The sequence below is a fragment of the Pseudoalteromonas xiamenensis genome, from assembly GCF_017638925.1.
GTDB classification, from domain to species: domain Bacteria; phylum Pseudomonadota; class Gammaproteobacteria; order Enterobacterales; family Alteromonadaceae; genus Pseudoalteromonas; species Pseudoalteromonas xiamenensis.
Window position 1 is genome coordinate 223,457 of record NZ_CP072133.1, and the last position, 21,917, is coordinate 245,373.

The 21,917-nt window shown below is 42.7% G+C and carries 16 protein-coding genes and 2 pseudogenes; 17 read left to right on the forward strand and 1 reads right to left on the reverse strand.

Features of this window, described 5'->3' with window-relative positions; translation table 11 throughout:
• Positions 1–6: 6 nt before the first annotated feature.
• The 12 genes and pseudogenes from J5O05_RS01225 to J5O05_RS01280 all read left to right on the forward strand — a co-directional run bounded on the left by J5O05_RS01225 (position 7) and on the right by J5O05_RS01280 (position 13,912).
• Positions 7–1,503 (forward strand): aldehyde dehydrogenase (NADP(+)), encoded by a 1,497-nt coding sequence (locus J5O05_RS01225; RefSeq protein ID WP_425281508.1) that lies wholly within the window; start codon positions 7–9, stop codon positions 1,501–1,503.
• Positions 1,504–1,697: 194 nt separating this feature from the next.
• Positions 1,698–2,361: pseudogene (locus J5O05_RS01230) on the forward strand (GntR family transcriptional regulator).
• A 387-nt stretch (positions 2,362–2,748) separates the two neighbouring features.
• Complete coding sequence (locus J5O05_RS01235; RefSeq protein WP_208843253.1) at positions 2,749–5,745, forward strand: TonB-dependent receptor; 2,997 nt, start codon at positions 2,749–2,751, stop codon at positions 5,743–5,745.
• A gap of 101 nt (positions 5,746–5,846) precedes the next feature.
• Complete coding sequence (locus tag J5O05_RS01240; RefSeq protein ID WP_208843254.1) at positions 5,847–6,869, forward strand: proline racemase family protein; 1,023 nt, start codon at positions 5,847–5,849, stop codon at positions 6,867–6,869.
• A complete protein-coding gene (locus J5O05_RS01245; protein WP_208843255.1) occupies positions 6,866–7,945 on the forward strand; it encodes a M24 family metallopeptidase in 1,080 nt (359 codons plus the stop codon). The genes J5O05_RS01240 and J5O05_RS01245 overlap by 4 nt, the downstream gene beginning before the upstream one ends.
• A 3-nt stretch (positions 7,946–7,948) precedes the next feature.
• Positions 7,949–8,885: pseudogene (gene lhpI / locus J5O05_RS01250) on the forward strand (bifunctional Delta(1)-pyrroline-2-carboxylate/Delta(1)-piperideine-2-carboxylate reductase).
• A 3-nt stretch (positions 8,886–8,888) separates the two neighbouring features.
• Positions 8,889–9,284 (forward strand): hypothetical protein, encoded by a 396-nt coding sequence (locus J5O05_RS01255; protein ID WP_208843256.1) that lies wholly within the window; start codon positions 8,889–8,891, stop codon positions 9,282–9,284.
• 82 nt (positions 9,285–9,366) lie between these two features.
• The gene (locus tag J5O05_RS01260; protein WP_208843257.1) at positions 9,367–9,711 is read left to right on the forward strand and encodes a metalloregulator ArsR/SmtB family transcription factor; all 345 of its coding nucleotides are present in this window, start codon (positions 9,367–9,369) and stop codon (positions 9,709–9,711) included.
• 9 nt (positions 9,712–9,720) lie between these two features.
• Entirely contained in the window at positions 9,721–10,728 is a 1,008-nt protein-coding gene (locus J5O05_RS01265; protein WP_208843258.1) for an ArsJ-associated glyceraldehyde-3-phosphate dehydrogenase, read from the forward strand.
• Positions 10,728–11,936, forward strand: a complete 1,209-nt coding sequence (arsJ, locus tag J5O05_RS01270; RefSeq protein WP_208843259.1) for an organoarsenical effux MFS transporter ArsJ — start codon at positions 10,728–10,730, stop codon at positions 11,934–11,936. Before J5O05_RS01265 ends, arsJ begins: the two co-directional genes overlap by 1 nt.
• 21 nt (positions 11,937–11,957) lie before the next feature.
• A complete protein-coding gene (locus J5O05_RS01275; RefSeq protein WP_208843260.1) occupies positions 11,958–12,422 on the forward strand; it encodes an HIT family protein in 465 nt (154 codons plus the stop codon).
• 161 nt (positions 12,423–12,583) lie between these two features.
• Entirely contained in the window at positions 12,584–13,912 is a 1,329-nt protein-coding gene (locus J5O05_RS01280; RefSeq protein ID WP_208843261.1) for a serine hydrolase, read from the forward strand.
• A gap of 19 nt (positions 13,913–13,931) precedes the next feature.
• On the opposite strand, the gene htpX is transcribed toward J5O05_RS01280, so the two are convergent.
• Positions 13,932–14,801 (reverse strand): protease HtpX, encoded by an 870-nt coding sequence (gene htpX, locus J5O05_RS01285; RefSeq protein WP_208843262.1) that lies wholly within the window; start codon positions 14,799–14,801, stop codon positions 13,932–13,934.
• A gap of 347 nt (positions 14,802–15,148) precedes the next feature.
• Here htpX and rimO point away from each other — a divergent pair, with 347 nt between their 5' ends.
• From rimO to J5O05_RS01310, 5 genes are all read left to right on the forward strand, one after another.
• Entirely contained in the window at positions 15,149–16,555 is a 1,407-nt protein-coding gene (rimO, locus tag J5O05_RS01290; protein WP_208843263.1) for a 30S ribosomal protein S12 methylthiotransferase RimO, read from the forward strand.
• A gap of 84 nt (positions 16,556–16,639) precedes the next feature.
• Complete coding sequence (locus J5O05_RS01295; RefSeq protein WP_208843264.1) at positions 16,640–17,053, forward strand: GNAT family N-acetyltransferase; 414 nt, start codon at positions 16,640–16,642, stop codon at positions 17,051–17,053.
• 119 nt (positions 17,054–17,172) lie between these two features.
• Positions 17,173–18,786 (forward strand): ABC-F family ATPase, encoded by a 1,614-nt coding sequence (locus tag J5O05_RS01300; RefSeq protein WP_208843265.1) that lies wholly within the window; start codon positions 17,173–17,175, stop codon positions 18,784–18,786.
• A gap of 183 nt (positions 18,787–18,969) precedes the next feature.
• Positions 18,970–19,965, forward strand: a complete 996-nt coding sequence (locus J5O05_RS01305; protein ID WP_208843266.1) for a phytanoyl-CoA dioxygenase family protein — start codon at positions 18,970–18,972, stop codon at positions 19,963–19,965.
• 80 nt (positions 19,966–20,045) lie between these two features.
• Positions 20,046–21,890 (forward strand): protein kinase domain-containing protein, encoded by a 1,845-nt coding sequence (locus tag J5O05_RS01310; protein WP_208843267.1) that lies wholly within the window; start codon positions 20,046–20,048, stop codon positions 21,888–21,890.
• Positions 21,891–21,917 lie beyond the last annotated feature (27 nt).

A 21,917-nucleotide genomic window follows, 5' to 3' on the forward strand; every position in this document is an offset into this window, starting at 1 on the left:
TAAATTATGCTATCAGGAAAATCATTTATTGCAGGTATTTGGCAAGGTGACGCGACAAATGGCGTATTTAATGCGTTTTCGCCAAGCCAAAACTGCGCGCTAGAAACCCCGTTTTTTAATGCAACAGAGTTGATGGTCGCGGATGCGATCAATCAGGCTCAACGCGCATTTATTGAATATCGACAAACGACACGCGAACAAAAATCTGCTTTTCTAAATTGTATTGCTGACGAAATTGAAAAGCTCGGTGATAAGTTACTTGAAACAACGCATCAAGAGACAAACTTGCCGATGATGCGACTTCAAGGTGAACGAGGCCGAACGGTTAATCAGTTACGTTTTTTCGCATCCGAGTTGGGCAAAGAAAACAACGTACTTTATCGATTACGCGAATTTGATCAGGCAGAGCCTGACAGAGCGCCTTTGCCAAAGCCTCAGTTGGAACTTGATTATTTGCCTGTAGGTGTTGTCGCTGTATTTGGTGCTTCAAATTTCCCATATGCATTTTCAACGGCGGGCGGTGACACGGCTTCTGCGCTCGCAGCCGGTTGTCCAGTTGTTATGAAAAGTCATACCGCACATCCCGGTACTTCAGAGCTTATTACTCGCGCTATCGAAGCGGCAATTAAAAAATGCAATATGCCCAAAGGCGTGTTTTCAATGATCCAAGCTAAACACTACGAAATTTCTCATCAGCTTGTCGCTCATCCATTTGTAAAAGCGGTTGGTTTTACAGGATCGTTAAATGTAGCCAAAAAACTAATTGAAACGATCAACCAGCGTACAGAAGCTATTCCGTTTTATGGTGAACTAGGCTCTGTAAACCCGCAGTTTGTGCTTTCTGCAAGTATCGACGATGCTCAAATTGGGTTAGGACACGCATTAGTTCAATCTATGCTTATGGGAAATGGACAGTTTTGTACAAGTCCGGGCGTTTGGCTCGTTCACAATCGCGAAGCGCGTCTAATTGACGAAATAAAAGAAAGTATTGAGGCAAGTAAATCAGACACATTGTTAACGCCAGCAATTGTTTCGAGTTACAAAAGTGCAATTGAAGCGAGACTAAAACTAAACAACGTTTCGTTGTTAGCGAAGGGTTTAGAAGTTGAATCGTTTCATGCAACACCGCATGTTTTCAAGACAGATCTAGAAACATATCTTGAAACGAAGGCATTACATGAAGAAGTGTTTGGCCCGCAAGCGGTTATCGTAACTTATCAAGACGAAGCTGAGTTGTTCCAATTCGTCAGTCAATTAGAAGGCCAACTAACGGCGTCAGTCCATGGGAATGAATTGGCCATATCACGTAATCAAGCGTTGATCGAGTGGTTGCAGTATGCTGTGGGTCGATTGATCTTCAATCAAATGCCAACGGGTGTTGAAGTGTGCTGCTCGATGAACCATGGTGGACCCTTTCCGTCCTCGAGTGATGTTCGCAGCACCTCTGTAGGCTCTGGCGCGCTTTTACGTTTTGTTCGTCCAATCTGTTATCAAGGACGCTAATATTGCCGTTACAAATACACTGGCTGTAAGCGATAGGCGTATTTTAAGTAGCACCCCAAGAGGTAATTCAATCTGACTGAATTACCTCTTTTTTGGTTTTTGTTAGACTGTTTTACGCAACATTTGTTTTAGGATTGGTAATACGATTTTATTATGTATAATGTATGCGAGATTGTATTTAAAAAGAGTGCTTTATGGCGATTGAGCATAAAACAAGAACACAGTTAGTTGCAGAAGCAATTCGTGAAAAAATTCTCTCGGGTGAAATTAAAGCGGGAGAGCCTCTGCGTCAAGCCGCGCTTGCTGCGGAGCTTAACGTAAGCCGTATTCCTGTACGTGAGGCGCTACTGCAGTTAGAAGCAGAAGGAACTCGTTAATTTTGAAGCTCATAAAGGAGCAACGGCAACTCAGCTCAACTCCGATCAAATCGATGAAATCTTTGACTTAAGAGCATTGTTAGAAGCTGAATTACTCCGCCACTCTATTACAAATCTTACGCCGAGAGATCTTCTTGAAGCGGAAGCGATTTTATTTGATTTGGAAGCAGCGACGGAAGCGGGAGACACTCAATTAGCGACTGGTAAGCTCAATGCTGAGTTTCACGGAAAGTTATACAGCAAAGCTGAGCGTCCGCAGACAAAAGAACTTGTGGCGGTATACAGCAAAAACTCAGAACGATATGTGCGTATGCACATCTTGCTCGCCGGTGGTATTAAAACCGCGCCAGAAGAACATCGTCAATTGCTTGAGTTGTGTAAAGCGAAAAAGGTCGATGAAGCATGTGACTATTTGAAAAAGCACATTCTCGGAGCGAAAGAAGATATCAAGCATCTACTTGTGAAAATCGAAAACAAGTAAGCATTTAGGAAAAGGGCACTCAGTGCTCTTTTTTATTTCAAGGTCGCACAGGCACTCGAGCGGTGCAGGTGCGAACAGCCCAAACACTGATAACAGCATTTAGCCACCATAACACCATTCCAAAAAGTCGATTAATTTGAATTGATTTCTTTCACATTTCATTTCTTGCCCAGAAATTTACCTGTCAATTCATTGGGCTAAGTAACAGTACAGGTCAGATATTTAGGTTCTATTTGACAATTATAATAGTTAAAACAGCTAGATAGCAGCTTTCTGAAATATTTTTGCAAAAAACAAACTAAAATATATTGTATACAATATGTAATGTGTGTATCTTTTGTTCATCAACAGAATGTAATTACCCATGATAAAAACAAAGGACAAGAGATGAAGAGCAATAATAAAAATCGCCTTCTACCCGCGCGATCTTTAACTTCTTTAGCAATAGCAACTGCGTTAACAGGTGCATTGGTTTGGCAAATGCCAGCGCATGCAGCTGACGGCAACAGTGTAGTACGTGGTCACATTGAAAACGTGACTGGGTCGGAACTTGTTGGCGCAACTTTGACGTTTTCTCACAAGTCAAAAGGCCTCAAATACACGGTGGTCACAAATGGCGAAGGGGATTACATTCTGCGTAATTTACCTGTTGGTATTTATGATGTAAGCATCGTAAAGGATGGTTATGAGCAAGTCATTCAACAAGACGTATCTGTAACCGTTGGTCAAGCTGTTGTGCTTGATGTGGCGATGCAACAACAAGGTTCGATGGAACGTATCGCTGTAACGGGTGCTGCAATTCGACGTGTTGATATGGCGAGTTCGACGGCTGGCATCACGATTACCGACAATGACTTGCGATTAATGCCAGTCAGTACGGGCTTTGAAAACATGGCATTAATGGCACCGGGTACGGCGTTACCTGGTGGTGACAACTTCAAAAATACTTCAAGTTTCGGTGGTTCATCCGCGGCAGAAAATAGCTACTATTTTAACGGTCTCAATGTAACGAGTATCCGCACAGGCCTTGGTGCGATTCGATTACCTTGGGAAGCAGTCGCACAAACACAAATTAAAACTGGCGGTGTGAGTCCTGAATTTGGCGGAGCACTAGGCGGGATTATTAATGCGGTCTCTAAATCGGGTGACAACGATTTCGATTTTGGCATCGAAACACGTTGGGATCCTAAATCACTTCGCGAACAGCAAGATTCGGTTTACCAAGTAAACGGAACTATTGACACGAATGAGCAGCAATCGTACTACGATTTTAAAGAGTTCCAGATTTGGGCAAGTGGTGCGCTGATTGAAGATAAAGTGTTTGGCTACGCTCTTTTCGCACCGAGACGAGAGCAACAAGAATGGGCTGAACAAACAACCAAAACATCACGTGACCGAGATGAAGATCGTTGGTTTGCAAAGTTAGACTGGTTTATCAACGAAGATCACTCTATTGGTTTTTCGGCGATGAACAACAAACGTACGTGGACTCAAAAAACATTTGATTATGAATGGGAATCAAACGTCGTCGGCACTCAAAAAGGCGTTGATGCTCCGGGTGAAGATGGCGGTAAAGTACTAAGCCTTAATTATTCCGGTTATATCACAGACACCTTCTCAATGACTGCAGTGGTTGGTCGCGTAACGGAGAACGTGGAAAACGTTGTAGCATCGACAGATCCGAGTGTTTATGACTATCAAGATGGTACGGTGATACTGAGCGCGCACACTGCTTCAAGCGTAAAAGAACAAAAGTTTGTCCGCGACCAAGCTCGCTTAGATTTCTCATGGGATTTGGATGACCACTCGTTACAATTCGGCGTGGATTACACCAACGTAAGTGTGAAATTCCATGAAGGTCAAAACGGGATCGGTGAGGCTGAAGGGTGGTGGTCAATTAAAAACGCGGGTGCTAATGATATTTCAGGTGCTGTAGAAGGCTCGCCATACATTGAGCGCCGTGTACGTACTCGTGATGTCGATTCCGACGTTAAGTCTAAAGCGGTTTACATCAATGACTCTTGGCAAGTGAATGATCAACTTGTGTTGAATTTAGGTTTGAGATACAGCGAGTTTGAAAACACCGTTACGGATGGTCGTTCATTCGCGAAACTGGATGAACAGTTCGCGCCTCGCTTACAAGCAATTTATGACTTACATGGTGATGGTAGTGCGAAGGTATTCGCGACTTATGGACGTTATTTCCAACCGGTATCAGCAAACATGAACATTACTCAAGGTTCAGCGTCAGTTGAATGGTTTGAATATTTTGCTTTGGATGAGGTTGATGGCGCAGGTCACCCTGTTTTACTTGCAGACGGTTCACCAAGCCGCGGCGATATGTTGAGAGATAAACGCTGGCGCCAACGCGGTATTACTGAGCCAGGCCTTATCGCTTCGAGTTCATTGAAGCCAATGTATTCAGATGAATTTACATTGGGTTATGAACAAGAATTTGGCGATGGTATGAAGGCTGGGATCCGAGGTATTTATCGCAATTTAGGTCGCAGCCTTGAAGATACTGACGTTGCGCCAGTTCTTGCGAAGAAACTCGCTGAACTGGGTATTGTTGATAACGTTGGGCAAAGTTCGTACTACGTTTTAAATAACCCAGGTGAAGACATTTTGATGTCTTACGATTTCAATGGCGATGGTGAGATTGATAACGTCACGCTGACCTCTGAAGAACTTGCTTTACCAAAGCCAAAGCGCCGCTATTTAGCTGTTGAGCTGACGCTTGAAGGGAATTTGAACGACGATTTGCGCTTTAACTCGTCTTACACGTGGTCAAAGAGTTATGGAAACACTGAAGGTCTCGTTAAAACAGACAATAACCAAGCCGACCCAGGTTGGACAACGTCATATGACTATGCGGACTTGATGGACCACAGTTACGGCAGCCTTCCAAATGATCACCGTCATTCGATTAAGTTCTCTGGTTCATATCGTTTAACTGACGATTTAACGTTAGGTCTTGTGGCTCGCACTACATCTGGGCGTCCAAAAAGCTATTTCTCAGTGCACCCAGCAGGTGTTGATAGCTGTGCGGCAGGTTCGCCGTGGGAAGATTGTGTGAGCGTATATTATGATCACGCTTCTCACTACGATGAAAATGGTAATCCGGCACCTCGTGGGAGTGCAGGCAATTTACCTTGGGTTACAAACATTGATATGTCTATTGCATATCAAACCGAAATTTACGGTAACGATTTAACGTTGAAAGGCACGGTATACAACTTACTTGATTCTGATTCAGCGACCAACATTAACGAGGAACGTACGTACTACGGAGACAATGGCGTAGCATTGAATCCGAACTATGGCCTCGTCACTGAGCGCCAAGAAGAACGCTTTGTCTCTTTCGTCGCTCGACTCACGTTCTAAGCAATTTCCCTGTGTTAGATGTGTACATGGATGTACTGGTTGTTTTTAGTAAAGTCAATGTCGGGCTCTTTGAGTCTCGGCATTTTTCATTGGAGTACTAAATGATTAAGTTCACACAACAAATTGAACATAGCGCGTTAATTGCAACTGCTGGAATTCACACGATTGATATGCACACTGCAGGTGAGCCACTTCGTATCATTTACAAAGGTTTTCCAGAGCTTAGTGGCCGACGTATTGTGGATAAGCGCAAAGACTGTTTAGAAAATCACGATAGCTTACGTAAACAATTAATGTTTGAGCCTCGAGGCCATGCCGATATGTATGGTGCGATTTTAGTCGGCAAGGAGCGCGATGACAGTGATTTTGGTGTGCTTTTTACACATAATGAAGGCTACAGCACGATGTGTGGTCATGCGATTATTGCTCTGACTCAGTTGGCCTATAAAATTGGCCACATTGGGATAGGAGAAACGCTCAGAATAGATACGCCGGCTGGATTAGTCATCTCAAAAAGTATGGGGAAATTTGCCGAGTTTATTAACGTACCAAGTTTTGTTTATAAAACTGAATTAAAAGTCGAGGTTAGCGGTGTACGCTATACTTTCGACGTCGCGTTCGGCGGCGCTTTTTATGCGTTCATTGATGCCGATTTGCATGACATAGATTTGAGTACAGAAAACCATCAAGTGCTTAAACAGCTTGGATCCGCGCTTAAATGTGAAATAGCGCACACGTTATCATGCATACATCCCAATGACTCAGAACTGAGCTTCTTATACGGCGTCATTTTCTATTCTTCAAAACAGACAAACGAACCGTCTAGCCACAGTAAGCATGTGTGTATATTTGCGGATGGTGAGTTGGATAGAAGCCCAACGGGAACCGGTGTAAGTGCCCGAGCCGCGTTATTACATGCTCAAGGTTCAGTTGCGTTAAACGACACAATCGAAATTGAAAGTATTCTCGGTTATTGCTTTGAAGTTAGTGTTACAGGTGGTATACAGTATGCAAATTATGACGCCGTGATCCCTAAAGTGTCTGGTAGGGCCTACATTACTGGCAAGCATGAATTTATTCTTGAAGATGATGATCCACTAACTGACGGTTTTATTTTTAAATGAACGCAATGTATCTAGAAAGACAAGCTCAAGCACTAACAAAAATTCATTCAGCTGGTTTAGAAGCACAACTCATTCTTGGGTATGAAAATATTCGATATTTAACCGGCTACAGTGGCAATGCGGCTTACCTAATTCTCAAGCCTTCAGGCAATGTGCTCATCACCGACTATCGCTATTTTGAAAGAGCAAAAACAGAAACTCACGGTGCAGAGATATATGAGCGTGACCGAGAGGCTCAAACGCTAGGAGCGGCGATTGCAATGTTTTTGGTTGATGAAACTAAGGTGGGTTTTGAATCCGCGTTTATCTCTGTTGCAATTTGGCACGATGTGGCGAAGGACCTGTCTCATCTCACCCTTACTGCCAAAAATGGGCTAATCGAATCTCTTCGTGCGGTGAAATCATCTTGGGAACTGGCGTCAATGCGAAAAGCAGCTGCCATCGCAGATGAAGCGCTCGCTGAAACACTTAAGCATATGGACACTGGTTGTACCGAACATGAAATAGCAACCGAACTTGACTATCGTATGAAAAGGCTCGGATCCGATGGTGTTTCGTTTGACACTATCATGCTGTTTGGTGCGAGAAGCGCACTTCCGCATGGCAAGCCGGGTAACACAACATTGAACGAAGGTGACTTTGTCCTAATTGATTTTGGTGCGGTGATTAATGGGTATCGCTCTGACATGACGCGTTCTTATGTATTTGGCGAACCTTCAGAAAAGCAAAAGCATATCTTTAGTGCGGTAGAAGAAGCGCAACAGGGCTGTTTTGATATTTTGCGTTCAGGTTTGGATTGCAAAACATTAAATGCAACGTCTGAAAACGTATTAAAAAAGTTTGGCTATGAAAGTTACATGGGGAAAGGGCTAGGTCACGGTGTTGGGCTTTTTCTTCATGAATTCCCGTTTATTAATCGTACAACCGATCATCAATTAGAAGTTGGCAACGTGATAACAATTGAACCTGGGGTTTATTTACCCGACTTTGGTGGCGTAAGGCTTGAAGATGATGTGGTTATTACAGAACACGGATTTGAGTTCATTACTCATGCGCCAAAATCAATACGGTGGTAAAGGATGAAAGTAATATCTCATGAGCAAGTTCAGCAGTGTTTGAATTTTGAAGACTTAGTTGAAACGCTAAAAGAAGGTTTTAGCAAGCCAGCGACTATGCCAAAAAGGCTAGTATTTCCGCTTGATGCTAGTCCAAATAATCACGACGCTTTCGCGGTGCTTCCAGCGTGGAATGAAGCGGTAATTGGCGTTAAAAGTTTTACTTACTTCCCACAAAACAGTGAACAAGGGTTTGATTCTCTCTATTCTAAAATTATGCTTTTTTCGAGAGAAAATGGCGTACCGCTCGCATTAGTCGATGGTACTAGCGTGACCTATTGGCGGACAGCAGCAATTTCCGCACTCGCATCGAAGCTCCTGTCCAAAGTTCAAGCTAAAACACTGGTGCTTTTTGGGTCAGGAAATCTAGCACCCTATTTAATAAGAGCACACTTATCCGTACGAGCATTTGAAAAAATCACCATTGTTGCGCGCAATCTAGATAAGGCGCTTTCGCTTTGTGATTTCGTGAAGCGCGAATTTCCGAACGTTAGCATTGAATGCTGTGACAAAGCGAGTAAAACGCTTATTGCACAAGCTGATGTAATTTGTACTGCAACAGGTTCTCACCAGCCTTTATTTAATGGAGAATGGTTAAAATTAGGGACGCATGTCGACTTGCTCGGCAATCATCATCGAGACGCGCGCGAATGTGATTCAGCTACGATTACGCGTGGAAAAGTATTTGTTGATAGTCGAGCTAACGTCCTGAATGAAGCAGGGGAGTTATTAATCCCTATCCAAGAAGGCACATTTAGCGAAGACGGTGTTCTTGCTGAGACTCAGCGAACTTTGCAAAAAACCATTTCAACGCGATGAAAATGACATCACCATTTTTAAATCGGTCGGCACGGCTTTGGCTGATTTGATTACCGCGCACCATGTCTATAAGGCTTGCTAAATTATGTCTATCTTCATAATCATAGGGACAATGATGGTGTTGGGGTTGATCCCTTTATGGTATCAACGTCGGGTTAAGCTTAAAAAACGGGTATGGCGCCAAGTTGAAGTTATTTCGTTAACTAAGATAAAACAACATAAAACAGGGCCGCTTGAATTGCTTGGTGAACCAAGTTTACTCGCTGTCTACCAATATAAGGACAAAGAGTTCACATGCCAAATGGCATTTCGAGAAAGACTTTGGAACGACTTTCATCTTTCTGGCAAAGCGCATATTTTGGTTGACCCGACAAGGCCTGAACAGTGTTTTCACAATGCAGAACAAGCCTATCGCTATGCTAAATGGTGGCTTGGGTTTTCTTTTCTCCTGTTGGTATGTCAAGTCATTCTCATGATTTAGAACATGATTGACTAGCGAGAAGTTGCTATATATGGAAAAGTGTATATGATAAACATAAATACGCTTATCCATATATACATTTATGCTGGTAGATTTTTTTAAATGCTTATCCGATGAAACTCGTCTTGCACTGATTACGTTGATTTTTCAAGAAGAAGAGCTTTGCGTTTGTGAACTCGTCGAAGCACTAGACATTCATCAAGCGAAGATATCGCGTCACCTATCTTTACTCCGTAAACACCACATTCTTCAAGATATAAAAGACAAACAATGGGTGTTTTATCGTATTCATCCAGAACTCGCCCCTTGGGCAAAGGCCGTTATTGCGCGTGTTGTAAAAGAAAATCAACGCAACATTGACAGCGCGATTCGCAAATTAAATCAAATGGGCGAGCGCCCAGTCCGTCAACAAACTTGTTGTAAGTAAGGTAATCACATGAAAGTAAAAATCGGTATTAACGGTTTTGGCCGTATGGGTCGTTTGTCTATGCGTGCTTTGTTTGACTCGCCAGAACTTGAAATTGTACACATTAACGATCCTGCTGGTGATGCAAAAACGCTCGCGCATCTTTTAATGTTTGATTCAGTGCATGGGCGTTGGCACCATGAGACTGATTCATCTCAGCAAGCGATGATTATAGGTACTCACCACATTTCTGTTTCAAGCAAAAAAGCGATTGCTGATGTTGATTGGTCTCACTGTGACGTTGTCATTGATGCCTCTGGTAAAAATAAAGACAAAAAAGTACTCAATGATTACTTTTTGCAGGGTGTTAAACGTGTCGTCGTAACAGCGCCTGTAAAGCAAGAGGGGGTTTTAGACTGCGTTTTTGGCGTTAACCATCACCTCTATGATCCTATGCAACACAACATTGTGACCGCGGCGTCATGTACGACCAATTGTTTGGCGCCAATTGTCAAAGTGCTACAAGAGAAAATCGGGATAGTCCATGGTTCAATGACAACTATTCACGACATCACAAACACACAAACTATTTTAGATGCGCCACACAAAGATCTACGCCGTGCACGAGCTTGTGGAATGAGTTTAATTCCAACCACCACGGGGTCTGCGACCGCAATTACACATATTTTCCCTGAATTGAAAGGTAAGTTGAACGGCCACGCAGTTCGAGTTCCATTGGCAAACGCATCAATAACGGATTGTGTGTTTGAGGTGTCTCGTGCAACGTCGGCCGAAGAAATTAACGGCTGGCTTCATGACGCGGCTGAGGGAGAATTAAAAGATATTCTTGGTTTTGAAACACGTCCGTTAGTGTCGATTGACTATAAAACGGACCCTCGTTCCTCCATTGTTGATGCGCTTTCTACTATGGTGATTAATGGCACTCAAGTGAAGCTCTACGCTTGGTACGATAACGAATGGGGTTACGCTAACCGAGTTGCTGATTTGACGCGTTTCGTCATTGCTAAAGGTGTCTAATGGTCAATCGTGATGCCTTGAAGCAATATGCGGTTATCACTGGAAATTACTGGGCGTTTACGTTAACGGACGGAGCGCTCAGAATGCTTGTGGTACTTTATTTCCATCAGCTTGGATATAACGCGTTAGAAGTTGCTTCGTTGTTTTTGTTTTATGAGTTATTCGGTGTAATAACCAACCTATTTGGTGGTTGGCTTGGCGCGCGTGTGGGTTTAAACAAGACCATGAATTTGGGACTTGTGTTACAAATCATGGCGCTTAGTATATTACTTGTACCGAATGCCTGGTTAACGGTGCCTGTCGTTATGGCTGCGCAGGCATTGTCAGGAATAGCGAAAGACTTAAATAAAATGAGTGCGAAGAGCGCTATAAAACTATTTATTCCTGAAAACCAAGACCAAAGTTTGTATCGATGGGTTGCGAGACTCACTGGGTCTAAAAACGCGTTAAAAGGTGTGGGGTTCTTCTTTGGTGGTCTTTTACTCACAACGGTTGGCTTTACACCGTCAATTCTGATTCTGCTTAGCCTAATTATCTTGGCTTGGATCGTCAGTCTGCTGCTTTTAAAGGCCGAACTTGGGAAGAAAAAGAATAAACCAAAATTTAAAGAACTTTTTTCTAAAAGCCACAATGTAAATCGGTTATCTGCGGCTCGTTTGCTTTTGTTTGGCGCACGAGACGTATGGTTTGTCGTTGCGATACCGGTGTATTTTGCCGAGCAACTTCATTGGTCGTATACCGAAGTCGGTTCATTTATGGCCGCGTGGGTGATCGGATACGGTTTTGTACAGACCGTTGCACCTCGGTTTACACGTGCGGCCTCAATAGCAAAAAGCTTTAAAGATGCGCAAATTTGGGTAGGGCTACTGGCGATTCTGCCTTTCATGTTAGCTTGGGCACTTGAACTTGATTATTTCAATGAAAGTGTATTGCTTTTGGTTGGACTGCTAATATTTGGCGCCGTTTTTGCGATTAACTCTTCACTTCACAGTTATTTGATAGTCAAATTGGCTGACAAAGATGGCGTTTCACTTGATGTCGGATTTTACTATATGTCCAATGCTGCAGGGCGGCTACTTGGCACTATTTTGTCAGGGTGGGCCTATCTTGAGTTCGGTTTAGAAGTTTGTTTACTGATCTCTTCAGTCATGCTGGTAGGTGCATTAATCATCACCTTATTGTTACGTGAGTCCAAAGTGGTAACTTAAACTCAAAAAAAGGAGTGGCCGATGAGTTGTATATTTTGCGAGATTGTTGCTGGTAAAGCACCTTGTCACAAAGTTTGGGAATACGAAAAGCATTTAGCGTTTTTGTCTATTTTTCCTAATACACTAGGGTTTACTGTTGTGATACCAAAGCAACATTACTCAAGTTACGCATTTGAGCAAGAGGATGACGTCTTGTCTGCGTTAATGATAGCGACAAAGAAAGTAGCGTGTTTACTTGATAGAGCGCTTAACGGTGTAGCAAGGTGCGGTATGTTTTTTGAGGGCTATGGCGTTGACCATTTGCATAGCAAACTATCGCCAATGCATGGCACAGGTTCAGACTCAGCCTTTCAATTGATTGAAGCTAATATTGATAAATATTTCGAGTGCTATGAAGGCTATTTATCGTCTCATGACTTCAAAAGAGCGAATGATGACGACCTCAGTGCATTAGCACTGCATATTCGTTCATTCGACAATCCCTAATCGGACATATCGAAAATAAACCGTTACAAATCTTTAAGCCCCCATATGCAATTTCATTAACTGAAAAGTACAAATTGCGTTATAAACGGGGGCAAACTAAAACAATAACAATTACACCGCATATGAATCGATTTTCCTCAAAATTAACCGTAGTGGCAGCAATGTTCAATACGATGGTTTTCTCCACTTTCGCAAGTGATATTCACACCGAAATAAAAAAGGCGATGGTCGAGCGTGTAAATTACGGGTTGTCTACATCAATCGTTGTTGGGCTATACGATAACGGCAACATCGACTATTTGGCCTATGGTAAAACGGACATCCAAGATGGAAAATTACCGAACGAAAACACCGTATTCGAAATAGGCTCAATAACAAAAGTGATGGTTGCCACGCTTTTAGCAAATCAAGTAAAACTAAATCAATTGAGCTATAGCTCGGATGTATTTTCTCTGTTGCCCGCCGATTGTCGGTCTGAAAAACTTAAAGGAATCACGCTTGAGATGCTCGCAACGCATCATGCTGGACTGCCGAGAATGCCCACAAATTACGGGACTCCGTACTACAATTTTAATCCCGAAGGCTACAGTGTCGAGGGATTATGTGAGTATCTTCGAAATCCAGAAGATTTGTCTGCTCCAAATTCAGAATACGCGTACTCAAATTTAGGCTTTGGGTTGCTGGCCTATATTTTAGAACTCAATACGGGAAAAAGTTTAAACGCGTTACTTAAGCAGGTTATTACCGAGCCATTAAACATGCATGGTACGGCTATCGGTATACAAAACGTCGATTCGAACAATCTCGCGCAAGGTCATCATGGACAAGTTCGCACAGCCTATTTTCCAAATGGGTTACTTGATGGAGCTGGCGCTTTATTATCTACAGCAAGTGACTTGATGCAATTTCTAGCCGCGCATTTCAATGGTAAGGACCCAATTTTAGCGTCGCTGTTCAATGAGACTAAAAAACCAAGGCAAGTTGCCTGGGACGGGACTCAAATCGGGCTTGGTTGGCACATTAAGACGGTTGAGCAGGCGCAAAAAATCTATTGGCATAATGGTTCGACAGGCGGTTTTTATTCATTTGTCGGATTTGACGAACAAGCGAGAAAGGCGGTGGTGGTACTTGCAAACTCGGGTGGAGATGGAAACGACGATTTAGGAATGGCGTTTCTAGAGGATAATGCGAAGATACGATCAACACCAAAACATGTTCAAGTTAAATTAGATGCGGCCCAACAAAAACGCTTTGTTGGCGTATACGACTTGGAATTTGGCGTGCCAATGGAAATCAAACTTGAAGGTACTCAGCTTAAAGCGAAGTTTGGTGACCAATTTCTGCTCAACATCTACCCAGAATCGCCGGATTCATTTTTCTATCGAGCATTTGATGCGGCGATTAAGTTTGAAGAAGGAAAAGCGGGAATGACGTTATATTTGCATCAGGGCGGGGAAATCTTTTCAGCAAAAAGAAGAACGGCGCACTAGGCGCCGTTTTTTCTACAACTTAACGAAGTGCGTTAATACGCGCCTCTAGAGGCGGATGAGACGCAAACATTTCTGATAAACTTTTTCCAGAAGCGATACCAAACGCCATCATCGAACCTTCTAATTGAGATTCATGGTTACTACGCAAGCGTTCAAGTGCAGCACGCATTTTATGTGCACCAACTAGGTTTGCTGCACCTCTATCTGCTGCAAACTCACGTTTTCGGCTGAAATACGCAACAACAATCGATGCTAAAATACCAAAGACCAGTTGGAACACCATATCGAACAGGAAGTAAGTCCAACTATGGCCACTGCTTTCACCTTCTTCATCGTTGCTGTTTAAGAAGTTATCAACGATACCCGCCAACACTTTCGAAATGAAAATAACGAACGTGTTCACCACGCCTTGAATAAGTGTTAGCGTCACCATGTCGCCATTTGCAACGTGCGACACTTCGTGCGCAAGTACGGCTTCCGCTTCATCTTTGGTCATGGTGTGTAACAGGCCAGTACTAACGGCAACTAAGCTGTTATTTTTACTAGGACCTGTTGCGAAAGCGTTCATCTCAGGGCTGTCATATATGGCAACTTCTGGCATTTTGATACCAGCTTGTTGTGCCTGACGAGCAACGGTAGACATAAGCCAATGCTCTGTCTCGTTGCGCGGCTGTTCAATGACCATCGCACCCGTAGACTTTTTTGCCATCCATTTGGACATGTAAAGTGAAATAAAAGAACCACCGAAACCAAACACAGCGGCGATAGTTAAGATGCCGCCAAGGCTACGGTTGTCGATACCGAAAACGCTCATCAGTACGGATAAAACAATACCGAGCACGAGCATGACGGCTAAGTTGGTAATGAGAAATAACACGACTCGTTTCATAAAATAACCTCAAGTAAATAAATGTATTAACTAAGTGCTCCGTACTTTGATTCCGTACTGGCCTCTAGTCCATTGTTCACACACTAGAATTGTCACTTATAACAGGCGTGACAAGGCACTAAGTACGCCAAAGCAGTTACTTAATCCAAATAATTCAGGTTATCCCAAGCATTTCCCGTTGGTATTTATAGGGGCAAGGATTAAAAAAAACAAGACTTATCCACTTAAATTCACGACGAATGATTTAAATTTGTACCAAACAGCCTATTTCATTCTCGTCGCTAGTAGCGATGGTGTCAGGCATTAGGTATAATTTCACTTTCGTCGTCGTAAATATGAGCAAGTAAATGTCTGTTGAGCAGTTTGATCCTAAACAAACCACCACCTTAGAAACGGCAAAAAAGCAACTTGACCAAGGCATTGGTGAAAGTGATGTGCCTATGGGTTCTAAAGTTGGTTTCGTTTCTTTGGGTTGCCCAAAAAACTTAGTTGATTCTGAGCGTATCTTAACGCAACTTCGTACCGAAGGTTATGAAGTCGTGAGCAGCTACAACGATTCAGATGTGGTAATCGTTAACACCTGTGGTTTTATTGATTCTGCAGTGCAAGAGTCTTTAGACACTATCGGTGAGGCGCTAAAAGAAAATGGCAAGGTAATTGTTACGGGTTGTTTAGGTGCTCGAGAAGACGAGATCCGTCAGGTTCACCCAAACGTGCTCGGCATTACAGGTCCACATGCGTATGAAAATGTCATGGAACACGTTTACAAGTATACGACGCGCCCAGAACGCTCTCCATTTTTAAGTTTAGTGCCAGATCAAGGTATTAAATTGACACCTAAACATTATGCGTACTTAAAAATTTCGGAAGGCTGTAACCACCGTTGTACATTCTGTATCATCCCGTCAATGCGCGGTGACTTAGTTTCTCGTCCTGTTGGTGAAGTGCTTACTGAAGCAGAGCGATTAAAACAAGCGGGTGTAAAAGAGTTGTTGGTAATAAGCCAAGATACGAGTGCGTATGGTGTTGACGTTAAGCACCGTACAGGCTTTTGGAATGGTCAACCGGTCAAAACCGATATGCTTAATCTGTGCATGGCATTAAACCAACTAGGAATTTGGACTCGTCTTCACTATGTCTATCCTTATCCGCATGTAGACGATGTCATCCCATTAATGGCTGAGGGTAAATTGCTCCCGTATCTGGATATTCCTTTCCAACACGCAAGTCCACGTGTATTGAAAATGATGAAACGTCCAGGCCAAGCAGAACGCACGTTAGAGCGCATCAAAAAGTGGCGTGAACTCTGTCCAGAACTGGTGATCCGTTCGACCTTTATTGTAGGTTTTCCTGGTGAAACAGAAGAGGATTTTGACATCCTGCTTGATTGGTTAGAAGAAGCGCAGCTTGATAGAGTAGGTTGCTTTAAGTACTCGCCAGTTGAAGGTGCAAAAGCCAATGAACTAGCAGATCAAGTACCAGAAGAGGTTAAACAAGATCGTTTTGAACGTTTCATGTTAAAACAACAAGCGATCAGCCAAGCTCGATTAGCAAAACGCGTTGGTACGAAAATGCAAATTTTAGTAGACGAAGTTGACGAAGAAGGCGCGATTGGTCGTACATATGCGGACGCGCCAGAGATTGACGGACTTGTCTACCTAAACGGCGAAACAGGTCTTAAACCAGGGGATGTCGTAACAGGCTTAATTACGCACTCTGATGAATATGATTTGTGGGCTGAAATAGCCAATTAAGATTAGAAAAGCCGAAGTGTATCTTCGGCTTTTTTTTTATGCGTTTCATTCAATTTTATAAGGTAAATGATGAATTTAACATTCATGCCAGTAAAATCAGAAGATGAACCTTTTTTACTTGCGCTTCGAAAAGCAACGATGACCGAACATTTAGAAGCAATGGGAAAATCCCCGTCTGATGATGACCACAAGATGCACATTTGGTACTGCTTTGAGCACGCAGAACTTATTTTGAATGAAAATAGCGACGTTGTAGGCATGGTGAAATCGTTTGTTGATGGAAATACGCTCGAAATTATCCAGTTGCAGATATCACCTCACTACCAAAATCAGGGGATTGGACGAAGCGTCATTGAAAAGTTGCTAGAGGATCCAAAGATCCTTGAGGTGCAGCTTTCAGTACTGAAGCAAAATCCTGCGCGTATTCTATATGAAAGACTAGGCTTTGCCATCGAACGGGAAGGTGAAGAAGACTATTTCATGCGTTTAAAACGTTAAACAACTGATTCATTGCTCGACTGGAACGCTATATTTTCTGTATAATCCGCGCCCTAATTTGTTCAAACTAATGAACAACAATCCGCTTTTAACTTGATAGTCACTTAAGGTATTTCAACTTGATTTCTACCGCAAATATCACCATGCAGTTTGGTGCAGAACCACTTTTTGAGAACATTTCAGCGAAGTTTGGTAACGGCAATCGCTATGGCCTAATCGGCGCGAATGGGTGCGGAAAGTCAACTTTCATGAAGATCTTAAGTGGCGTGTTGTCACCGACTTCCGGTAATGTCTCGATTGAACCTGGTCTAAAGCTAGGTGTGTTGAGCCAAGATCAGTTTGCTTTCGAGCAATACTCAGTGATCGACGCTGTTATTATGGGCGATAAAGCGCTTTGGGAAGTGAAAAACGAGCGCGATAGAATTTATTCATTGCCTGAAATGTCAGAAGAAGATGGCATGAAAGTCGGTGAACTTGAAAGCCTATACGGTGAGATGGATGGTTACAGTGCTGAAGCGAGAGCAGGAGACATTCTACTTAAAGCTGGTATTGAAGAAGAGTTCCACTTTGGCTTAATGTCGCAAGTGGCACCGGGTTGGAAGCTTCGCGTGTTACTTGCTCAAGCGCTGTTTGCAAATCCTGATATTTTGTTGCTCGACGAACCAACCAACAACTTAGACATTCATACCATCGGTTGGCTTGAAAACGAATTGAACCAACGAAAATGCACAATGATCATTATTTCGCATGACCGTCATTTCTTAAATGCAGTCTGTACGCATATGGCAGATATTGACTATGGTGAACTTCGAATTTATCCAGGTAACTATGAAAAATTCGTTGAAGCCTCCACGTTGATGCGTGAACAATTGCTTTCGTCAAATGCCAAAAAGCAATCTGAAATTGAAGAGCTTCAAGATTTCGTTAACCGTTTCGGTGCTAATGCGTCAAAAGCAAAGCAAGCGAGTTCACGTGCTAAACGCATGGAAAAAATTACGCTTGATGAAGTAAAAGCGAGTAGTCGCGTTGCGCCTTACATCCGATTCAACGAGAGTAAGAAGATGCATCGCCAAGCACTAACACTTGAAAACTTCGGCCATGGCTTTGATGGCGAACTATTATTTAGCAAAGGCGATTTAATTCTTGAGGCAGGCTCTAAGCTCGCTATCATTGGTGAAAATGGTGTCGGTAAAACAACGTTTTTAAAGTGTTTAGTTGGCGAACTAGAAGCAATGGAAGGGACTATCAAATGGTCCGAAAATGCAGCTTTGGGATATTGTCCTCAAGACAGTTCTGAAGACTTCGATAACGATCTTACCTTATTTGATTGGATGTCTCAGTGGAGAACGGCAAAACATAACGATTTAATGGTGCGAGGCATGTTAGGTCGTTTACTTTTCACCGCCGACGACGCAAATAAAAAAGTACGTAACTGCTCCGGTGGAGAAAAAAACCGTTTATTGTATGGTAAGTTAATGATGCAAGACATCAACGTCCTTGTGATGGATGAGCCGACAAACCACATGGACATGGAAGCAATTGAAGCGTTAAACAACGCGCTGAAGTTGTTCGATGGCACGCTTATTTTTGTAAGCCATGACCGTGAGTTTGTTTCTTCATTGGCAACACGTATCATCGACATTAAAGACAAGAAAGTGGAAAGTTTCCACGGAACTTTCGATGAATATTTGGCAAGCGTGGCGGAAAAGGAAAAGCAACTCGGCGTTCGCTAGTTTAGAAACTCAACACGACGTACACAAAAGGCCGACATGTTCGGTCTTTTTGTTATCTGCTGTAATTGAATTTGCCTTGGGGTTGATTATCATCATTTTACGTGCTCAAAAAAACGCATAGTCTTTCGCTATACTTAGTTAACGTAACGTAGAACTGAAACTTTAATAAGGAAATTTCTAAGTATGACCTCTACATCAAGTTTGGTGAGCGAAACTGAAGTCGGACAGCTTGGCGTAATGCAGTTAAAGCGGACGTGGTCGAAATATGCTCCCTATCAAAGCGCAAGTGGAATTAGCGCTGAATTTGAATTGGAACGTAGTGTATTTGACATGCTCGGTATTAATTTTCGTGATGCACTGGATTATTTACTCTCTGCGCAGCCCAGTTTCCAAGAGTTTGAGCTTTGGTGTCTTGAAATCGCGGGTAAACCTAACACCAACATCGTTGAGCGTATTAACAGCCACATTTCGAAAACGATACACTCAACCGAGTTAATATCATGGTTTAGTGAAATCGAAGCGATGCCGAATGTGCTGTCTGAACAAGACCTGGATTGTTGGGATAAATATGGTTATGTGATTGTAAGAAATGCGATTTCTCCTGAGGATTGTTTGGCAACCCGGGAGCTAATTTGCGATTACATCGGGGTTTCTTATCAAAATCCTGACTCGTGGCATAAAAGTCGAAACACGCAAGGACTTTGGGTTAGCTTAAAATACCATAAATTGCTGTCTAAAAATCGCCAAAATGTGCGTATCAAAAAGGCTTTTTCCCAACTTTGGCAATCTGCTGATATTTATCCGTCTGTCGATCAGTGTGGTTTCAACCCGCCCGTAAATGCCAATGCACCGTATAAAGGTCAACCAATTCATTTAGATGTCAACTTCATGAAACCAATAGAGTTCTCAACACAAGGTATTCTTTACCTCACGGATACGTCTGAAACTCAAGGCGCACTCACCATCGTACCGGGTTTTCACAATCAATATTCTCAATGGTTGAAAGAAACGCCGGACCATTTGCGACAAGATTTTAGCAAGTACGCGACGAAATCTATCGCGGCCAACGCTGGAGACTTCATTATTTGGCACCATCACTTACCGCATAGTAGTAGCCCAAATTATGAAAAATCGCCAAGGATCACGCAGTTTATTAATTACTTACCAATACCTGTGTAACGGATTTTGAAATTTTTCTAATGTGCGTAGGCGGTATGTTCCTGTTAGAATTAATGGATGTTTCGTTATAAGTGATAACAGTGACAACCAAATCAATTCGTAATTTTTACATCAATGAAGAGCAATCAATTTACTTGCTCTCACATCATGATGCTAAAAAACACCGACAATGGCTCAATATTTGTAAGAAACAACTCGGTATGTTGGGTTACAAAGACGTTGAACTAGTTGGGTCGGGTGCATTTGGCTTTGTATTCGCGGGCGTGGCTGCGGATGGTAACCACTGGGTATTTAAATTCTCTCGAATCACACTTGCGCAAAGCGTTCGCGATCGCCTCGAAGATGAAGCATTTATGCTTTCTCAAATACACAATCCCATGGTTCCAAAATTCTATGGTTTTGAACGCATCAAAAAGCAAGGTATTTTGATGATGGCAAGGGCTAAAGGCGAAGATCTTGAGAAAATTTCGCTTAAACGAGGGCGTTTTAAAGCACACGAAGTGGTTGCTCTTGGGTTAAAGCTAAGAAACGTGCTCGTTGATTTAAGAGAACATAAAAATGGCATGTCACCGCAACCAATCGTGCATGGGGATATAAAACCTTCAAATATCGTTTGGGATAGCCTGTCAGAATCATTTTCACTGGTGGATTGGGGGAGTTCGGTCTACGCACAGCAAGACGCGTACGGACAGCCAGTTGCAAGCAATATTATGGATTTAATGTCCAGCGACATAAGTCAAACTAATGCGCGAATGGGCGACGTTTATTTTATTGGGGATGAACAAATGTCTGGGGCAAAATCGTCCCCTAGATTTGATGAACAAGGCGTCGCATCGACATTATATGCGCTTGCAAGCGCCCAATCTTGCCGTTTTGGTGCGCAAGTTATCCCTGCATCGAGTTTAGGATTACCCAAAGAGTTTGCAGCGGTCATTGATGGCATGCTTTCTAAAGATAAGTTAACGCGAGATAAAGCGGGCGATTACTTTATCCGTAATATGCCAACGATAGCAAAGGCATTTTTGCCCGAGCTGCCAGAGTTAAAACGAAAAGCGAATATTCCATTTTGGTTATCTGACAAAAACGAAAAACCAGACACAGTAGTCTATAGTTCGCGTAAACAGTTTTTAAGACGCGCAGATCAAAATCAACAGCTTCGCGACGTCAACGATGCTCAATTAGATCGTTATTACAAAGAGTTTTTGTTTGATACAGGTGATACTGAAAAAGCGTTCTTGGCGTCGATAAGCCGACTTGCTAAATATCCCGTTGTTGGCGGGCTTAGTTTTCATTGGAAAGAAGAACAGTTGTTCGTGGAATCTAGTTTAATTCTCCACGATGACCGTTTAAGCCGAGCTTTTACCGATGCTGTAAACGCAACCGTTATGTTAGCGCAAGGCATCTCTCAAAAAGGTTTGTTTAAGTGTTGTTTATTTGATGCAAGGCAGACAATCCAACTTGAACGAGACGCAACAGGCGCGTTTATTTTTGATAAACTCCCTTCTCTTGCTTTTGATGTGGTTGATTTAAAGGCTTCCGAAGTCACGCGCCCGCATTCCTATTTTGAAGATGGCAAAGATCCAGACGAGCAGTTGCAATTGCCCAAACAAATTATCCAATGTGTATTTGAGCTAAACCAAATACACCATACAGGTTGCATCATTTTTGAATCGTTAGAAAATCGTCTAAAAATACACCATTACTACCGTTTGTTGGACGCATCAAAAGAACTCCAGTTTAAAACGTTGCTAGATAGGATCATGCAATATGCGATGAGCATTGAGGATGTTGGAGTGGCTGGGTTTATGAAGTTACCGTACAAAAATACGCGTGAATTTAGCCTATGTGAAAAACAAAAAGAATCCTATTACCCTAGAAATCCGAAAGATATTCTAAATTCCGAGGCAACAAAGAGTTCGGTCTGAGTTACAGAATGATTGGCTTGCCCGAGT